This window comes from Amycolatopsis sp. NPDC006131 (genome assembly GCF_040614175.1).
GTDB lineage: Bacteria > Actinomycetota > Actinomycetes > Mycobacteriales > Pseudonocardiaceae > Amycolatopsis_E > Amycolatopsis_E tucumanensis.
In genome coordinates, this window is sequence record NZ_JBEXTX010000041.1 from 43,840 (window position 1) to 60,048 (window position 16,209).

A 16,209-nucleotide genomic window follows, 5' to 3' on the forward strand; every position below is an offset into this window, starting at 1 on the left:
CGTCATCCTGTGCGGGCATTCCACCAGGTTAACAGTTCGTGGTGCGAATTACCTCAGGCATCGGGGTGGGGGCCGTGGCGGTCACCGGCCTCCAGCGTCGCCATCCCGGCGATGTCGTGCGAGTCCAGCTCGAAGTCGAAGATGTCGATGTTCTCCCGGATGCGGCTCGGGGTGGCCGACTTCGGGATGACCATGTGGCCCATCTCGATGTGCCAGCGCAGCACCACCTGCGCCGGGGTCTTGCCGTGCTTGCGGGCGATCGTGGTGATCACCTCGTGGTCCAGCTGCCTGCCGCGAGCGAGCGGGCTCCACGCCTCGGTCACGATGCCGTGCTCCTCGTGGAAGCCGCGCAGCGCCGCCTGCTGCAGTCCGGGGTGCAGCTCGACCTGGTTGACCGCGGGCACGACCTCGGTCTCGGCCATCAGCCGTTCCAGGTGCGGGATCTGGAAGTTGGACACGCCGATCGCGCGGGCCCTGCCGTCGGCGAGGATCTTCTCCAGCGCGCGCCACGTCTCCACGTAGCGGTCCTGCCCCGGCACCGGCCAGTGGATGAGGTACAGGTCGACGTAGTCGAGCCCGAGCAGCTCCAGGCTGCCGTCGAACGCCTTCAGCGCCCGGTCGTAGCCGTGCTCGGTGTTCCACAGCTTCGTGGTGACGAACAACTCCTCGCGCGGCAGGCCGGACGACCGCACCGCAGCGCCGACGCCGCGCTCATTGCCGTAGAGGGTCGCCGTGTCGAAGCTGCGGTAGCCGGCCTCCATCGCCACGTGCATCACCGACTCGACCTCGTCGTCGGGCAGCTTGTACACCCCGAACCCGAGTGCGGGCAGCTCGATCTCGTTGTTCAACCGGAGGGAAGGGACCATGCCCAGCACCGTAACTCAGCGGGTCGCGGGCAGCCGGACGGTGACGGCCAGCCCGCCGCCGACCACCGGTTCCGCGGCGACCAGCCCGTCGTGCGCCTCGACCGCCGCGCGCACGATCGACAACCCGAGACCCGCGCCGTGGCGGGCGGTGCGCGCCACGCCCGCGCGGCGGAACGGCTCGAACAGCTCGTCCACCGTCTGCGGGTCGACCAGCCCGCCGGAGGACCGCACCCGCAGCGTCGACCACTGCTCCCCGGCCTGGGTGGTGACCTCGATCCAGCCGGCGTCGACGTTGTGCCGCACCGCGTTCTCCAGCAGGTTGCCCGCGATGCGCTCGAGCAGCGCGGGATCGCCGGTGGTCCAGGCCGGCTCGACGTGGAAGGTGGTCTTGAGGCCGCGCTGGTCGGCCTCCCCGGACACGGCCCGCCACGCGCTCGCGACCAGCGCGGCGAGGTCGACCGGCTCGGTCACCACCAGCCCGGCGCCGTCGGTGCGGGCGAGCAGCAGCAGCGACCCGACGAGCTGGTTGGCCCGCTCGGTCGCGTCCCGCACCACACCGGCCATGCGGCGCAGCTCGGCGGCGTCGGCCCGGTCGTCGGCGAGCGTGACGTCCAGTTCGGTGCGGATCACCGACAGTGGGGTGCGCAGCTCGTGACTGGCGTTGGCGACGAAGTGCCGCTGCGCCTCGAACGCCGACTGCAGCCGGTCGAGCATCGCGTCGAAGGTCTGCGCCAGCTCGGCCAGCTCACCGCGCGCGTCGACCTCGCCGATGCGCTCGCCCAGCGACTCGACCGACAACCGCCGCGCGGTGCCGGTGATGTCGCGCAGCGGGCGCAGCACGCGCGAGGTGAACGTCCACGCCAGGATCGCGGTGGCCAGCACCACGCAGCAGAACGCGATGGTCCCGGCGAGCAGCATCTTGTCCCGCGCGTGGTCCCGCAGGTGCGTGGCCAGCGCGGCGGCGTCCACGTCCACGCCGTCGACGCGCACGACCGTGCCCGGCGGCATCTGCGGCACCGCGGCCACGGCGTCGCCGACCAGCGTCCAGGCCAGCCAGAGCAGCACAAGGCTCACGCCGGCCGCCAGCCCGGTCGCGAGCAGCGTGATGCGCGCCCGCAGGCTGCGCACCGGCGTGCGTGTCGAGCGCGAACTCACCCCTTCGCGGGGCCGGTGTCGCGTGCCCGGTACCCGGATCCCACCACGGTCTCGATGATCCCAGGTTCGCCCAGCTTCTTGCGCAGGGTCATCACCGTCACCCGCACGGTCGTGGTGAACGGGTCGGCGTTCTCGTCCCACACGCGCTCGAGCAGCTCCTCGCTGCTGACGACCGCGCCCTTGGCGGACATCAGGACCTCCAGGACGCCGAACTCCTTGCGGGTCAGGTCGACCGGGCCGCTCGCGCGGCGGACCGTGCGCTTGGCCGGGTCGAGCTCGACGTCGCCGACCGTGAGCAGCGGCGGCGCGGCCGGGGTGGCGCGACGGCCGAGCGCGCGGACGCGGGCGACCAGCTCCGGGAAGGCGAACGGCTTGGCCAGGTAGTCGTCGGCGCCGAGGGACAGGCCCTCGACGCGGTCGGAGACCGTGCCGCTCGCGGTCAGCATGAGGACGCGGGTCAGCTCGTCGGAGGAGACGATCTGGCGGCACAGCTCGTCGCCGGACATCCCGGGCAGGTCGCGGTCGAGCAGCACCACGTCGTAGCGTGTGATGCTCGCCTTCTCGTGCCCCTCGTCGCCGGTGAGGGCGACGTCGACCGCCATGCCTTCCCGGCGCAGCCCGCGCGCGATCGCGTCCGCCAGCGGCGCCTCGTCCTCGACAACCAGAATTCGCACGCAGACAACCGTGCCACAGTTTCCTGAGAGTTACCTGGGCGGCGGTATCCTGGCTCTTCGCGACTGGCTGGGGGTGGCCCGGATGAGCGGTCTGGAGATCTTCGTCGGCGAGTGGACGGTCGAGGTCGGGTTCCCCGGCGCGCCGCCCGCGCGGTCGGTGTTCGAGTGGATCCTGGACGGCGCGTACCTGGCGCAGCGCACCGAGGTGCCGCTGCCGGAGGTGCCGGACAGCCTGTCGCTGGTGGGCCCAGCGCGGGACGGCGGGTACACCCAGCACTACTTCGACTCGCGCGGGGTGGCCCGCCTGTACACGATGACCTTCGACGGCGCGCGGTGGACGCTGCTGCGGGAGACCGCGGACTTCACGCCACTGCATTTCGCGCAGCGGTTCACCGGGGTGTTCTCCGCGGACGGCGACCGGATCGACGGCGCGTGGGAGAAGCAGGATCCGGGCGGCGACTGGGAACTGGACTTCGAACTGGTCTACACGCGGGCGGGTTGAGTTTCCGCGGGCCAGGTGCGGTCGGCTGGCCGCGCCGCGCACATCGGCCGGACACCGTTCGGCGGGAAGCCCGCGCCTGCGCGCCGGACCAGCCGGGAGTTCGCGGCGCGCGCCGCGGCGAGGGCGCTGCATCCGAGCGGTCGGCGGAACGGCACCGATCGCGGCACCGCGCTTTGATCTAGAGCGGCACCTCCACGAACCGCCGCCCGTCGAGGGTTTCCACCGCTACCGCGGCCACCTCGGTGGGCGCCACCAAAGCGAAGCCGTCCAGCGAAGTCCCCTCCCGCTCGCCGGCCGGGGACACCAGCCAGCTGCCCGCCTCGACGCGCGAACCGTCGCGGGCGACCACCACCAGCCGGCACTTCTGGCCCGCCGGGATGCCGCCCACGGACGCCGTCAGCCGGACCCATCCGGCGGCAGGCCGGACCGCCACGGACATCGTCGCGCCGGTCGCCGCGTCCGTGCCGGACACCGTTCGCGTGCCCGGCTCCTGCGCGGTCACCGTAGGCGGCGCCGTCGTCCGGCCCAGCACCACGCCGCCGGCGCCCAGCGCGACCGCCACCGCGACCGCCGCCACCCCGGCCACCAGCCGGTTCCGCCGCACCCGCGAGTCGCGTTCGCGGCGGACCTGGCCGAGCGTGCGCTGCAGCAGCAGGTCCCCGCCGTCGGGCGGCCCGTCCAGCATCGCCTCCGGCGGGACGACCTCCAGCGCCGCCCGCGCCATCCGCAGGGACGCCACCTCGGCCTGGCAACGACGGCAGGAGTTCAGGTGCCGCTGCATCGCTCGCATCTCCTCGTGCTCGAGCGCTTCGAGCAGGTAGGCGGCGAGCGCTCCGGGATCGTGGATCGTCATCCGGCCACCTCTCCGACCGCGGCCCCGCGGCCGCCGAACGTCTGGCGCATCGCTCTGAGCGCGTAGTACGACCGCGACTTCACCGTGCCCGGCGGGACCCCGAGGGTCTCCGCCGCCTCGGCGACGCTGCGGCCGCGGAAGTAGATCTCGGTCAGCACGTCCCGGTGCTCCGGCGACAGCCGGTCCATCGCGTCGAGCACGACCATCGAGTTCAGCACCGCGTCGGAGTGGTCGGCCGCGACCGGCGGCGCCGCGGGTGCCTCCGCGACCTCCGCCGGCCGGGCGGCCTTCGCGCGGAACCGGTCGGTGACGATGTTGCGCACCACCGTCAGCAGCCAGCCGCGCACCGAACCCTTGCCGTTGACGAGGGTGTCCGGATGCCGCCACGCCCGCACCAGGGTTTCCTGCACGGCGTCCTCGGCCGCGGCGTGGTCGCCGGTGAGCCGGGCGGCGTAGGCGAGCAGCGCCCGCCCGTGCTCCTCGTACAGCGTCCGGATCAGGGCCTCGTCGGCGACCGCCGTCCGTTTCGCGGCGCGTAGCACCGGCATCCGCACTCACTCCTCGCTGGGGATCAGTAACTGCTCGGCGCGGCCGCGAGTGGTTTCTTCTCCGCGGCGACCTTGCAGCCGTTGGTCTCGATGGCGAACCAGGTGCCGCCGACGGTGTGGCCGTTCGCCTGGCCGGGCGCGGTGTCCTGGGCGTAGGTGTAGACCGGCCAGCCGCCGACGGTGACCTGCTCGGTCCCGTCCGGCCGGGTGACCGTGCCGACCAGCTCCGGGTCGACGCCCTCGATGCGGGTCTCCCCGCGCGCCATGACCGGCGGCCAGGTGGTGGCGCACTGGCCCTCGCACGTGGTCTTCGGCGGGTTCTTGCCGTCCTTGGTGAACAGGTAGATCGTGCGGCCGTCGCCGTCGGTGAGGACGGTGTCCAGGCCGGGGATGTTCGTGGTGCGGATCGCGGTCTCCGGGGTGGCGGCCTTCGCCCCGGTCGGCGTGATCGCCGCCCAGGTGCCGCCGACGCCCTGGCCCTTGGCCTCGCCGGCCACGGTGTCCTTGGCGTAGCGGTAGACCGGCCAGCCGTTGACCGTGACCTGCTGGGTGCCGTCGGCGCGCGCGACCGTGCCGACGAGCTTCGCGTCGACCCCGCGCACGTCCACCGCGCCGGTCGCGATCACCGGCGGCCACGTGGTGGCGCAGTCGCCTGCGCAGGCCGACTTGGGCGGCCGCGCGGTGTCGCGGTCGAAGCGGTAGAGGGTCAGGCCGTTGGAATCGGTGAGGACCGGGCCGAGCCCGTCGACGTCGGACGCGACCAGCCCCACGGCCGGCTGGACGGCGGCCGCCTGCTGGATCGCGACCGGGCCGGCGGCCGGGCCGGGCTCGCCCTGACCGCACGCGGTGAGCAGGGCGAGTCCGGCGAGTGCGGCGGCGGGCAGGACGATGCGCGCGGTCATGGTCGTCTCCTTCTCGGGGAATTCGCTTCCGGCGCAATGCACACGTCCGCCGCCGCCGCGCGGTTCAGACTTCTTTCACTCGCTGCAGGTGCGGCCGCGGTTGATGCACCACACGAGGCGGTTCATGATCCGTTGCGACATCACGTTGGCGAAGTCGTCGTGGTCGGACCGCGGGTTGTGGCTCTCCTCGGGGAAGGAGTCCACTTTGTACTGTCCGGCGACCTGGACGTCGCGCGGGATGTCGTAGACCAGCGTGATGCGCAGCTGCGGCACGGCCACGAACCCGCGCTTGCACCGGCCGTTCGCCTCGGGGAAGACGATGTGGTCGCGGTGGTTGGCGCTGTCGATGTTGCGGCCGTCCCAGCAGCTCGGGAAGTCGTGGATGCGCTCGACTTTGCTGCCTTCCGGGCAGATCGGGTACTTGTCGATGAGCCGGTCCTCGAACCCGGTGCACGTCCAGCTGGCGCGGGCGTTGCGCGGGCCGTTCGTGCCCTGCTTGGCGTCGCCGTAGAGCACGCGCAGGAACTTCGGCATGGCCCGCACCGGGCCCACCGGGCTGCCGCGGAAGGTGATGTTCACCGACTCGGGCAGCTGGATCTCCCCGTCGTTGCGGCCGATCTCGCTGTTGTCGTCGGCAGGCGGCTGTTCGGCGTCGTCGCCGTCGCTGTTCTCGTCGCCGTTGGGGATTCCCTGCCGCTGGGCGTCCTCGACCGCGCAGGTGGCCTGTGCGGGGTCGACGGGCTGCCCGGTCGCCTGGCTGATGCGGTCCAGGCTCGCCGATCGCTGTTGCCGCAAGGGTTCCAGTACAGCCGCCTCAGCGGCGGGGTCGGCCGCGATCCGCTCGTCGGCGGCCGCCTCCTGCTGGTCCAGCGCGTCCAGCTCGGTGTCCACGGCCGCCATCGCGTGCTCGGGGACCTCGGCGAGCTGACTGGCCACGTCCGGGCACTCGACCTGCGCGACGTCCTCGGTCTGCTCGGCCTCGGCGCGCTGGGCGTCGAGCTCGGCCTCGTCCTCGGGCGGGTTGGCCTCCTCGGCGTCCTCGCGGTCGATCCGCACCACCGGCCAGAAGTAGGCGGACTTGTCCCCGTTGCGGCAGGTGGTCCCGGCGCGCAGCAGGCTCTCGTTGGTGGAGTCGGCGTTGGTGGAGAGGTTGCCGACGTAGTCGTGCAGGTGCTGGGCGCCGTTGCGCACGCCCGGCTGCGCGATGAAGTTGTCGGGGTTGTAGTGGCCGTTCTCGTTGCGGCCGCAGTCGACCGTGAACGTGCCGGTGGAGGCGCGGCGGTTCGGCCGCACCTCGGTCACGTTCGGGGCGACCGTGGTGATGTCGACGAAGAACGCCGGGTCGACCTCGTCGGCGCCGGCCTGACCGGTGTCGCCCGCGGTGGTGGCGACGGTGACGCTCGCGGCCGCGAGCGCCAGTCCGACCGCGAGGGTCGCGATCTTGGTCCGGCGTGCGACGCGGTGCCGGCCTTCGTTTCGAGCCATGGATGTGCTCACCTCGAATCAGCCCGGCGGCGCACGCGCGCGCCGGGTTGTGGCGTGGGATTGGGACGAAACGGCTCCCCCGAGCCCGTCACAGGGGGATACGTACGTCGCGCCCGCCGAGTTCAAAACGCGATCCGCGCGTTATCGCGTCGTTATAATGACTGCTCAGCGCTCGATGCTGGCGAGCACCGCGCCGGACTCGGTGCGGATCTGGAACTTTTCGATGTCCCCTGGACCGAACGCGGTGCCGCCGGAGATGAGCAACGGGTCCACCGCGCCGGCGGGCACCGTCCAGCTCGCGACGGTCTCCTCGTGCCCGCTCCAGTCGACGGCGACGAGGTGGCAGCGCAGCGGGCCGGCGACGCCGGTCAGGTCGAGCCGGACCGCGGCGCCCCAGCTGGTCGGCATCACCAGCACCTCGGTGCGCAGCGCCTGGCCGGTCTCACTGCCGGTGAACCGGCTCGCGCCCGGCGACGACGGTGGCGGCGGGGGTGGCGGTGTACTGGCCGCGACCGGCGCCGGGGCCTGCGACGGGACGACGGCCAGCGTCACCAGCGGCCCGGCGATGATCAGCAGCAGAGCCGCGACGGCCAGCACCCGGCGCACCAGGGTGCGGCGGCGGCGGATCGCGGCGACCTCGTCGAGCATCGGCGCCAGCACCCGCGGCGCGGGAACCGGCGGTTCCGGCCAGTAGCGGCGGATCTCGTCGAGCAGGTCCGGCAGCTCGTGCATCTCCAGGAGGTCGAGCTGGCAGTTCGGGCAGTCCAGCAGGTGCGCCTCGAACGCCGCGTTGTCGTCGTCGTCCAGCACACCCAGCACGTAGGCGGCGATGTCGGTGTGCGCCGGTTTGCCCATGCCGCTCACCCCCGCTCCCGCAACGAGCGGCGCAACGCCCGCACGGCGTGGTAGATCCGGGACTTCACGGTCCCCGGCGGCACACCGAGCGTCTCGGCCGCCTCGTTGACCGTGCGGCCGTGCAGGTAGGTCTGCAGGACCGCCTCCCGGTGCTCCGCGGACAGGGTCTGCAGTGCTTCGTACAGCATCATCGCGGCCAGGGTCCTGTCCGATTCGTCCGGCACCCCGACGGAGTTCGCGTCGGGCTCCTCGACCTCCTGGGGCCGCGCGCGGCGGCTGCGCCAGCCGTCGATCACGATGCGGCGGGCCACGGTGTGCAGCCACGCCCGCAGCATCTCCGGCTCCCGGTCGAGCTTGTCGGCGTTGCGCCAGGCCCTGATCAGGGTCTCCTGCACGACGTCCTCGGCCCACAGACGGTCACCCCCGGTCAGGGTGATCACGAACGCGAGCAGGGGGCGGCCGAACTCCCGGTAGAGGGCGGTGGCCAGGTCGTCGTCCTGGCCCGCGTCGGGCACCGGCTCGACCACGGTGCGGAGAATTCGGCTGTGGCGTCCCACGGCGGACATCTTTGCGGTATTCCGGTCGCGGAGTCCAGTGCGAAATTCGCGGAAAAATTCTTTGAACCGCTTCCGCGCCGCCGTCGTATACCCCGCTGACAGTTCCCGGGCCGATCCCCCGCGACCCGGACCTTTTCCGTCCACTGTGGATTCCAGGAAGGCGTCCCGACGTGCCCCGATCCCCTGCGCTGACACCGCTGGCCACCGGTTGCGTGGTCCTCGCGGTGATCACCGCGTGCGACACCGGCTCCCCCGCGCCGCTGCCGCCGCAGTCCGTTCCCGCGGCGGAGGCCGCGCCGGCGCTCAACGCCGTGCGCGCCTTCGACCTCGGCCGCATCGTGGTCGACGGCGCGGGATTCACCTTGTACCGCTACGACAAGGACACCACCGCCCCGCCGCGGTCCGCGTGTGACAGCGCGTGCACCCGGACGTGGCAGCCCGTACCCGCGACCGCGGCGCAGCAGCTGCGCGGCATCGACCCGGCGCTCGTCGGATCCCTCACCCGGGCCGACGGCACGGACCAGGTGACGCTCGCCGGGCACCCGCTGTACCGCTACCGGCCCGACGAAATGCCCGGCGAAACGGGCGGGATGAGATCGGGCGACGCGTGGTTCCCGGTCACCCCGGACGGGAACAAAGTGCAGGCCGCGAGCGATCCGGGACGAACTGATGCGTTCGGCCTCTAGACGATTCCTGACCCTGATCCTGGTCGTGTTGTTCGTCCAATTGGCCGTACCACGGAATGTGACCGCGCAGACCGAATTGAGCGCCGCCGACCGCGATCTGCTGATCCGCGTCCGGCAGGCCGGGCTGTGGGAGATGCCCGCGGGCGACTGGGCCCGCACCCGCGCCCGCGACGAGCACGTGAAGGACGTCGGCATGACGTTGATGGTCGACCACGGGCGGCTCGACGTGCAGGTGCGCGACCTGGCCCAGCGGCGCGGCGTGATCCTGCCCGACCAGCCGACGGCCGACCAGCAGCGCTGGCTCGTGGAGATGCGCGACGCGCCGACGGCCGCCGACTTCGAGCGGGTCTTCGCCAACCGGCTGCGCGCGGCGCACGGCGTGGTGTTCGGCGTCATCGCGCAGGTGCGCGCGAACACCCGCGACGACGAGATCCGCGCGTTCGCCGCCGCCGCGAACCAGGTGGTGCTCCGGCACATCACGCTGCTGGAGAGCACCGGCCTCGTCGACTACACGCAGCTGCCCCAGCCGCAATCCGGCACGGCGTCCGCCTCCGCGGGCGCGGCCCTCGACCTGGCGGCCACCGACGTCATCACCACCGTCGTGCTGGCCGCGCTGCTGTGCGGAGCGACGGTGCTCGTGCTGTGGCTGATCCGCCACCCCGCCAGACGACTGAAAGCTGGAGACAAGACGTGACACTCGAGTCCCTGATGCCGCTCGCGCAGCAGACGGCCGACACCGGTTTGCGCGGTGTCGCGGCCTTCTCCGCGCGGCTGGCATACGCGTTCATGTGCCTGACGCTGTGCTGGGGCGTGCTGACCGCGACCGGCTGGGTCCGCAACATCACCGGCCGGAAAGCGCTGCGCAGCGGGCACATCGCGCTGGCCACGCTGGCGCTGGCCTTCGGCGCGATCCACGCCCTGTCGTTCCTGTTCCTGACCAGCGGCGCGTTCACCGTGGCGCAGCTGACCGTGCCGCTGACCGGGCTGGCGCGGCACAGCTTCGGCATCATCGGCATCGAGCTGATGCTCGCCGTCGCGCTCACCGCGGGCCTGCAGCGCTACACCGCCTACCGCCGCTGGCTGTGGGTGCACCGGCTGGCCTACCCGGCGGTCGCGCTGACCGCGTTGCACTCGTTCTTCGGCGCGATCGCCAACGGGCACCTCGCGCTGCTGTGGCTCGGCGGGATCACGCTGCTGGTGCCCACGGTGACGCTGGCCGTGCTGCGGTTCCTGCCCGCGCGGGTCCTGGAGCGCATCGGGCTGGTCGAGGAGCTGGTGTGAAGCTGCGCAAGGGACCACGCGTGAGCGTGAACAACGAGCGGTGCGAGCTGTTCGGCACCTGCCAGTGGGAGGCGCCGGGACTGTTCGAGCTGGAGCGCAACGGCCGGCTGCGGTACCGGAGCCGGCTGACGGACGAGGACTGGGAGCCCGCGGTCGCCGCCGCCCGCAGCTGCCCCATGCAGGCCATCCAGATCAAGGGGATCTCCGATGAGTGACGGCGACCGGATCGTGATCGTGGGCGCGGGCGTGGCCGGGCTGCGTGCCGCGGAACGGTTGCGGGAACTGGGTTTCGACGGCGAACTGGTGATCGTCGGCGACGAGGCGCGCAAGCCCTACCACCGGCCGATGGTGTCCAAGCAGCTGATGATGGGCACGGTCCGCCCGGCGGACGCGACGTTGCAGACCTACACCGACCTCGACGCGCACTGGCGGCTGGGCACCCGCGCGACGCACCTGGACACGCTGCAGCGCGTCGTGCACCTGCCCGGCGGCGAGGAGCTGTGGTACGACGGGCTGGTCATCGCGACCGGGGTGGTGCCGCGGCATTTGCCCGGTTCGCCGCGGCACGATCCACGGGTGCGGGTGCTGCGCACGGTCGAGGACGCGGCCGCGGTGCGGAAGGCGCTGGCGGCCAGCAACAAGCCGGCCGTGGTGATCGGCAGCGGGCTGATCGGGTGCGAGTTCGCCGCGAGCATGCGGCAGATGGGCCGCGACGTGACGCTGGTCGGGCACGCGCGGGCGCCGCTGCACCGGTTCGGCACACGCATCGCCGAAGCGGTCACCGACATCCAGCTCAAGCACCGCGCGAGCCTGGCGATGCGGTCGGAGGTGCGGCACTGGATCGAGACGAAGGACGCGTTCGGGCTGCACCTGACCAACAACAAGCTGGTCGTGGCCAGTTGCGTGATCCTGGCGATCGGCAGCGTGCCCGCGGTCGACTGGCTGCGCGGTTCCGGGCTGGTGATCGAGGACGGGGTGCTGTGCGAGTCGACGCTGTTCGCCGTCGACGCGGACGACGTCGTGGTCGCCGGGGACGTCGCGTGCTGGCCCAACCTGCGGTTCGACGAGGTGCCGCGGCGGGTCGAGCACTGGCTCAACGCGGTGGAGTCCGGTCGCGCGGCGGCGGAGAACCTGATGGCGGGCCGCCGTGCCGCGCAGCCGTTCACGCCGATGCCGCGGGCGTGGTCGAGCCTCTACGACGCGCGGCTGCAGATGGTCGGCATGCCCGCGCTGGCGGACGACACGGTGCAGCTCGCGCAGGGCGTGACGGGTTTCGTGCGCGGCGGGAAGCTCGTCGGGGCCGCCGGGTGGGACCGCCCGCGGGCGATGCTGAACTGGACCGCGGAACTGCACCGCCGGCTGCCTGCCCCGGCGACGGTTCCGGCGCCCGAACCCGCCGACACCGAGCGAGTGCCGGACTCCCCGGCGGAGTGGCTGTCGGTACGTTAACGGGCGCCGGACTCCCCCCACGGAACGGCTGTCGGTGCGTCAGCGGCTGCCGCACTCCCCCACGGAACGGCCACCGCCGGGCCAACGGCTGCGGGTGCCTCCGGTGCTCCGCCGGAGGCACCCGCGGATCGCCGGGTAACACGGGGAAACCTGGCCGTCACCGGGGGACAAACCGTTGGCAACAGCGGCTTCCTAGCGTCGCCGGTCATGGATGCGACGACGGCTCCACCGGTTCAGCGCCAGGCCACCAAGGAAACCCTGGAGGACTACACCCTCCGCTTCGCGCCGCGGACCTACCGGCGGTGGACGCCGGCGGTCGTCGGCGCCTCGGCGCTCGGCGGCATCGCCTACATGGCCGACTTCTCGATCGGCGCGGGCATCGGCCTGACGCACGGCACCGGCAACGCCCTGCTCGCGATCGGCGTGGCGGCGGTCGTCATCTTCGTCACCGGCTTCCCGCTGGCCTACTACGGCGCGCGCTACAACATCGACCTCGACCTCATCACCCGCGGCTCCGGCTTCGGCTACTACGGCTCGGTCATCACCAGCGTCATCTTCGCCAGCTTCACGTTCATCTTCTTCGCCACCGAGGGCTCGATCATGGCGCAAGGCCTCCGCTACGCGCTGGGCCTGCCGCTGTGGCTGGGGTACCTGGTGTCCACTTTGGTCATCATCCCGCTGGTGATCTACGGCATGAAAGCGCTTGCGAAGCTGCAGAGCTGGACCAACCCGCTGTGGCTGCTGCTGATGGTCGCCCCGCTGGTGTTCCTCATCGTCCAGGACCCGGATTCGGTGTCGCGCTGGCTGTCGCACGAAGGCACCGGCGGTTCCGGCCTGAGCACGGCGGCGGTGATGCTCGGCGCGGGCGTGTGCCTCTCGCTGATGGGGCAGATCGGCGAGCAGATCGACTACCTGCGCTTCATGCCGCCGCGCACGGCCGAGAACCGGCGCGCCTGGTGGACGTCGGTCGTGCTGGCCGGGCCCGGCTGGGTGCTGTTCGGCGCGGTCAAGCAGGCGATCGGCGTGTTCATGGCGGTCTACGTCCTCGACGCCGTCGGCGCGGCGGCCGCGGTCGAGCCGATCGAGCAGTTCACCGGCGTGTTCAAGCAGATGATGCCGCCGTGGCTGGTCGTCCCGCTGGCGCTCGTGCTGGTCGTGCTCAGCCAGGTGAAGATCAACGTCACCAACGCCTACTCCGGGTCGCTGGCGTGGACGAACTCGTTCACCCGCGTCACCAAGCACTACCCGGGGCGCCTGGTCTTCGTGCTGGTCAACCTCGCGATCGCGCTGGTCCTGATGGAGGCGAACATGTTCAGCTTCCTCAACAACGTGCTCAGCTTCTACTCCAACTGCGCGATGGCGTGGGTCGTCACGGTCGCCACCGACATCGGGGTCAACAAGTACCTGCTCAAGCTGTCGCCGAAGCAGCCGGAGTTCCGGCGCGGGATGCTCTACGCGGTCAACCCGGTCGGGGTGGTGTCCTTCGTGGCCTCGTCGGCCCTGTCCATCGCGGTCTACTTCGGACTGTTCGGGGACGCGATACAGCCGTACTCGCCGCTGGTTGCGGTGGTGATCGCAGTGGTGCTGACCCCGCTGGTGGCGATCCTGACCCGCGGCCGGTACTACCTGCGCCGCACGGACGACGGCATCACCGAGCCGCTGCTGGACGCCGACGGCAACCCGAGCGGCACCCGCTACGACTGCGTGGTGTGCGGCGAGCCCTACGAGCGCCCGGACATGACGGCGAGCGCGGCCGGCGGCACGATCTGCTCGCTGTGCCTGAGCACCGACCGCACGGGCGCGCACGTGCTGCCCGCATAGTCAACCGGACAGGGCCCGCGCCGCGATCGCGACGAAGTCCTCCAGGTGCGGGCGCCGGTGCCCGTCGGCGACGGCGAGGCAGATTTCGAACTCCTCGGCGTCGCTGATGGTCCGGTGGACCACGTCCGGCCGCGAGTAGTAGCGCGCCACGCTGCGCGGGATCATCGTGATGCCGAGACCGGCCGCGACGAGCTCCAGCTTCTCCTCGATCGTGCTGATCCGCCTGGTCTGCGCGTCGATGACGTGTTCGCCGTCGAGGTCGGCGTGCCGGACGCGTCGCCGCGCGGCCAGCGGGTGCGCGGCGGGCAGGCACACGACCTTCGGCTCGCTGCCGACGCGGAGGGTCTTCAGGCCGGCGCGGTCGAACGGCTGTCGCAGGTACCCGACGTCGGCGCGGCCGTCACGCATCGCCTCGGCCTGCTCGAACCAGTTGAGGTGCAGCAGCTCGACCTCGACGCCCGGGTGCGCCTGCGCGAACGCCCGGACCGCGGGCGAGACGGTGAGCCCTGGCGCGAACCCGAGCACCAGCCGCCGCGCACCCCGCGCCGCGCCGTACGCCCGGCGCGTCGCGGCCACCGCCGCCGCCAGGACGCCGGGCGCGTCCGCGTACAGCTGCTCACCGGCCGCCGTCAGCCGCACCGAACGCGTGGTGCGCTCGAGCAGCTCGCAGCCCAGTTCCCGTTCCAGCGCGCGGATCTGCCTGCTCAGCACCGGCTGCGCGATGTGCAGCCGCTCGGCCGCGCGGCCGAAGTGCCCGTGCTCGGCGACGGCGGTGAAGTACCGCAGCTTGCGCAGATCCAGATCCATACCGGAAGGGTATCAATGTCCGCGAAGAGGTATTGGACGATCGGCGCCGTGCGGGCGGAGGGTGGATCCCATGATCGTGGTAACCGCACCCACCGGCCGCATCGGCCGGCAGCTCACCGAATCCCTGCTCGCCGCGGACGCGCCGGTTCGCGTCATCGTGCGCGACCCGTCCCGGCTCACCGCGGAGGTCTGCGAGAAGGCCGAGGTCGTCATCGGCTCGCACGGCGACCCCGAGACCGTCGGCAAGGCGTTCGCGGACGCCGACGCGGTCTTCTGGCTCCTCCCGCCGAACCACTCCGCCGAAAGCCTGGACGCCGCGTTCCTGGACTTCACCCGTCCCGCGTGCGAGGTGTTCCGCGGCCGGGACCTGCGGGTGGTCGGGGTGTCGGCCGTCGGCCGCGGCGTGGCGGTCAACGCCGGGCACGTGTCGGCGTCGCTGGCGATGGACGACCTGATCGCGAGCACCGGCGTCCGGTACCGGGCGCTGACGATGCCGACCTTCATGGACAACCTCCTCTGGCAGGTGCCGTCGATCGCGCGGGACGGGGTGTTCGCCGAGATGGCCGTCCCGGACCACCGGCGGCCACTGTGCGCGACGAAGGACATCGCCGACGCCGCCGCCCGGCTGCTGCTCGACGATTCGTGGAGCGGCCACGGCGAGGTGCCGGTGCTCGGGCCGGAGGACCTCACTTACCTGGAGGTGGCGGAGATCATGTCGGACGTGCTGGGCAAGCCGGTGCGGTTCGAGCAGCTCTCGGCCGAGGCGTTGAAGGCGGGTCTGCGGCAGCGGGGCTGGTCCGAGGCGATGGCGCAGGGCATGATCGACATGGCTGCGGCCAAGAACGCGGGCCTGGACAACGCGGAACCGCGCACGCCGGAAGCCACCACGCCGACGACGTTGCGCCAGTGGTGCGAGGAGGTTCTGCGGCCGGCGGTAGCATCCGCTGGGTGAAGATGATCGCCGTTCCGGGCGGGAGTGTGACGGTGTCCGACCGGCGCACGCAGCGCAGCTGGGCCGTCGAGGTGGCGCCCTTCCGGATGGCGGCGCACCAGGTGACGCAGGCGCAGTACGCGGCGGTGACCGGTTCGCGTCCCAGCGCTTCCCGGGGTTCTGAACTGCCGGTGGAGAGCGTGACGTGGGCCGACGCGGTGCGGTTCTGCAACGCGTTGTCCGTCCACGAGGGACTGTCCCCAGTGTACTCGTTCGGGGATGACGTGGAGTGGGACCGGGCCGCGGACGGCTACCGCCTGCCCACCGAGGCGGAGTGGGAGCACGCCTGCCGCGCTGGAACGGACGGCCCGCGGTACGGCGACCTGGATGAGATCGCGTGGCACCGCGGGAATTCCGGCGAGCGGATCCACGAGGTCGGCGGGAAGCGCCCGAACGCGTGGGGGTTGCACGACATGATCGGCAACGCGTGGGACTGGTGCTGGGACGTCTACGACGCCGAGGTGTACGGCCCGTATCGCGTCCTGCGCGGCGGCGGCTGGTTCGACGAGCACTGGAGCTGCCGAGCCTCCGTCCGGCGGCGCAGCCACCCGTCCTTCCGCAGCGACGACGTCGGTTTCCGGGTGACCCGCTCCGGCTGACCGCGGCGCGGGTCCGGCTGGTCTACGCCAGCGTGGTGCCGCCCGCCGCGCAGCCGGGGCCGGCCTGCGCCGTGGAAACGGCCGCGCTCCGCCCGGCCTTTTCCGGTGGCGAGCTCCGACAGAGCGGGGCGCGGGGCTGACCGTCCTCCACGACGAGCCGCGGGTGGTGTTGCTGCCG

Annotated in this window: 19 protein-coding genes; 9 read left to right on the plus strand and 10 right to left on the minus strand. The window is 72.0% G+C overall.

Going from position 1 to position 16,209, the window contains the following annotated elements:
- Positions 1-53: 53 nt before the first annotated feature.
- The 3 genes from ABZ215_RS21675 to ABZ215_RS21685 are packed head-to-tail and all read right to left on the minus strand — an operon-like array spanning position 54 to position 2,695.
- Positions 54-866, minus strand: coding sequence for an aldo/keto reductase (locus ABZ215_RS21675; RefSeq protein ID WP_354951109.1), 813 nt, complete (start codon positions 864-866; stop codon positions 54-56).
- Between the two features lie 15 nt (positions 867-881).
- Positions 882-2,021: a HAMP domain-containing sensor histidine kinase gene (locus ABZ215_RS21680; RefSeq protein ID WP_354713047.1), complete on the minus strand. Its 1,140-nt coding sequence runs from the start codon at positions 2,019-2,021 to the stop codon at positions 882-884.
- Positions 2,018-2,695: a response regulator transcription factor gene (locus ABZ215_RS21685; RefSeq protein WP_017983685.1), complete on the minus strand. Its 678-nt coding sequence runs from the start codon at positions 2,693-2,695 to the stop codon at positions 2,018-2,020. Before ABZ215_RS21685 ends, ABZ215_RS21680 begins: the two co-directional genes overlap by 4 nt.
- A gap of 82 nt (positions 2,696-2,777) precedes the next feature.
- Here ABZ215_RS21685 and ABZ215_RS21690 point away from each other — a divergent pair, with 82 nt between their 5' ends.
- Positions 2,778-3,197, plus strand: coding sequence for a hypothetical protein (locus ABZ215_RS21690; RefSeq protein WP_354951111.1), 420 nt, complete (start codon positions 2,778-2,780; stop codon positions 3,195-3,197).
- A 178-nt stretch (positions 3,198-3,375) separates the two neighbouring features.
- Here the strand turns inward: ABZ215_RS21690 and ABZ215_RS21695 are convergent, their stop codons facing one another.
- The 6 genes from ABZ215_RS21695 to ABZ215_RS21720 all read right to left on the minus strand — a co-directional run bounded on the left by ABZ215_RS21695 (position 3,376) and on the right by ABZ215_RS21720 (position 8,397).
- Positions 3,376-4,050 (minus strand): anti-sigma factor, encoded by a 675-nt coding sequence (locus tag ABZ215_RS21695; RefSeq protein ID WP_354713048.1) that lies wholly within the window; start codon positions 4,048-4,050, stop codon positions 3,376-3,378.
- Positions 4,047-4,598 (minus strand): sigma-70 family RNA polymerase sigma factor, encoded by a 552-nt coding sequence (locus tag ABZ215_RS21700; RefSeq protein WP_354951113.1) that lies wholly within the window; start codon positions 4,596-4,598, stop codon positions 4,047-4,049. The genes ABZ215_RS21695 and ABZ215_RS21700 overlap by 4 nt, the downstream gene beginning before the upstream one ends.
- Before the next feature lie 23 nt (positions 4,599-4,621).
- A complete protein-coding gene (locus tag ABZ215_RS21705) occupies positions 4,622-5,500 on the minus strand; it encodes an SCO0930 family lipoprotein (protein ID WP_354951115.1) in 879 nt (292 codons plus the stop codon).
- 75 nt (positions 5,501-5,575) lie between these two features.
- The gene (locus ABZ215_RS21710) at positions 5,576-6,985 is read right to left on the minus strand and encodes a DUF1996 domain-containing protein (RefSeq protein ID WP_354951117.1); all 1,410 of its coding nucleotides are present in this window, start codon (positions 6,983-6,985) and stop codon (positions 5,576-5,578) included.
- Between the two features lie 165 nt (positions 6,986-7,150).
- The gene (locus tag ABZ215_RS21715) at positions 7,151-7,840 is read right to left on the minus strand and encodes a zf-HC2 domain-containing protein (protein ID WP_354951119.1); all 690 of its coding nucleotides are present in this window, start codon (positions 7,838-7,840) and stop codon (positions 7,151-7,153) included.
- 5 nt (positions 7,841-7,845) lie between these two features.
- On the minus strand, positions 7,846-8,397 hold the full coding sequence (locus tag ABZ215_RS21720) for a sigma-70 family RNA polymerase sigma factor (protein WP_027936516.1): 552 nt from the start codon (positions 8,395-8,397) through the stop codon (positions 7,846-7,848).
- 170 nt (positions 8,398-8,567) lie between these two features.
- Here ABZ215_RS21720 and ABZ215_RS21725 point away from each other — a divergent pair, with 170 nt between their 5' ends.
- From ABZ215_RS21725 to ABZ215_RS21750, 6 genes are all read left to right on the plus strand, one after another.
- Positions 8,568-9,083 (plus strand): hypothetical protein, encoded by a 516-nt coding sequence (locus ABZ215_RS21725; RefSeq protein ID WP_237339413.1) that lies wholly within the window; start codon positions 8,568-8,570, stop codon positions 9,081-9,083.
- A gap of 58 nt (positions 9,084-9,141) precedes the next feature.
- On the plus strand, positions 9,142-9,777 hold the full coding sequence (locus ABZ215_RS21730; RefSeq protein WP_020422404.1) for a DUF4142 domain-containing protein: 636 nt from the start codon (positions 9,142-9,144) through the stop codon (positions 9,775-9,777).
- Positions 9,774-10,364, plus strand: a complete 591-nt coding sequence (locus ABZ215_RS21735; RefSeq protein ID WP_020422405.1) for a ferric reductase-like transmembrane domain-containing protein — start codon at positions 9,774-9,776, stop codon at positions 10,362-10,364. The genes ABZ215_RS21730 and ABZ215_RS21735 overlap by 4 nt, the downstream gene beginning before the upstream one ends.
- Complete coding sequence (locus ABZ215_RS21740) at positions 10,361-10,579, plus strand: ferredoxin (RefSeq protein ID WP_020422406.1); 219 nt, start codon at positions 10,361-10,363, stop codon at positions 10,577-10,579. Before ABZ215_RS21735 ends, ABZ215_RS21740 begins: the two co-directional genes overlap by 4 nt.
- The gene (locus ABZ215_RS21745; RefSeq protein WP_354951123.1) at positions 10,572-11,813 is read left to right on the plus strand and encodes an FAD-dependent oxidoreductase; all 1,242 of its coding nucleotides are present in this window, start codon (positions 10,572-10,574) and stop codon (positions 11,811-11,813) included. Before ABZ215_RS21740 ends, ABZ215_RS21745 begins: the two co-directional genes overlap by 8 nt.
- Positions 11,814-12,020: 207 nt before the next feature.
- On the plus strand, positions 12,021-13,634 hold the full coding sequence (locus ABZ215_RS21750; RefSeq protein WP_020422408.1) for an allantoin permease: 1,614 nt from the start codon (positions 12,021-12,023) through the stop codon (positions 13,632-13,634).
- Here the strand turns inward: ABZ215_RS21750 and ABZ215_RS21755 are convergent, their stop codons facing one another.
- The gene (locus ABZ215_RS21755; protein ID WP_237339409.1) at positions 13,635-14,441 is read right to left on the minus strand and encodes a LysR substrate-binding domain-containing protein; all 807 of its coding nucleotides are present in this window, start codon (positions 14,439-14,441) and stop codon (positions 13,635-13,637) included.
- Positions 14,442-14,511: 70 nt separating this feature from the next.
- Here ABZ215_RS21755 and ABZ215_RS21760 point away from each other — a divergent pair, with 70 nt between their 5' ends.
- Positions 14,512-15,393, plus strand: a complete 882-nt coding sequence (locus tag ABZ215_RS21760) for an NmrA family NAD(P)-binding protein (protein ID WP_354951126.1) — start codon at positions 14,512-14,514, stop codon at positions 15,391-15,393.
- Positions 15,390-16,031, plus strand: a complete 642-nt coding sequence (locus ABZ215_RS21765; protein ID WP_237339407.1) for a formylglycine-generating enzyme family protein — start codon at positions 15,390-15,392, stop codon at positions 16,029-16,031. The genes ABZ215_RS21760 and ABZ215_RS21765 overlap by 4 nt, the downstream gene beginning before the upstream one ends.
- Positions 16,032-16,209: the final 178 nt, after the last annotated feature.

Coding starts and splice junctions, on each gene's coding strand:
- ABZ215_RS21675 (WP_354951109.1), bottom strand. CDS start 866: ATGGTCCCTTCCCTCCGGTTGAACAACGAGATCGAGCTGCCCGCACTC.
- ABZ215_RS21690 (WP_354951111.1), top strand. CDS start 2,778: ATGAGCGGTCTGGAGATCTTCGTCGGCGAGTGGACGGTCGAGGTCGGG.
- ABZ215_RS21695 (WP_354713048.1), bottom strand. CDS start 4,050: ATGACGATCCACGATCCCGGAGCGCTCGCCGCCTACCTGCTCGAAGCG.
- ABZ215_RS21700 (WP_354951113.1), bottom strand. CDS start 4,598: ATGCCGGTGCTACGCGCCGCGAAACGGACGGCGGTCGCCGACGAGGCC.
- ABZ215_RS21705 (WP_354951115.1), bottom strand. CDS start 5,500: ATGACCGCGCGCATCGTCCTGCCCGCCGCCGCACTCGCCGGACTCGCC.
- ABZ215_RS21710 (WP_354951117.1), bottom strand. CDS start 6,985: ATGGCTCGAAACGAAGGCCGGCACCGCGTCGCACGCCGGACCAAGATC.
- ABZ215_RS21715 (WP_354951119.1), bottom strand. CDS start 7,840: ATGGGCAAACCGGCGCACACCGACATCGCCGCCTACGTGCTGGGTGTG.
- ABZ215_RS21745 (WP_354951123.1), top strand. CDS start 10,572: ATGAGTGACGGCGACCGGATCGTGATCGTGGGCGCGGGCGTGGCCGGG.
- ABZ215_RS21750 (WP_020422408.1), top strand. CDS start 12,021: ATGGATGCGACGACGGCTCCACCGGTTCAGCGCCAGGCCACCAAGGAA.
- ABZ215_RS21755 (WP_237339409.1), bottom strand. CDS start 14,441: ATGGATCTGGATCTGCGCAAGCTGCGGTACTTCACCGCCGTCGCCGAG.
- ABZ215_RS21760 (WP_354951126.1), top strand. CDS start 14,512: ATGATCGTGGTAACCGCACCCACCGGCCGCATCGGCCGGCAGCTCACC.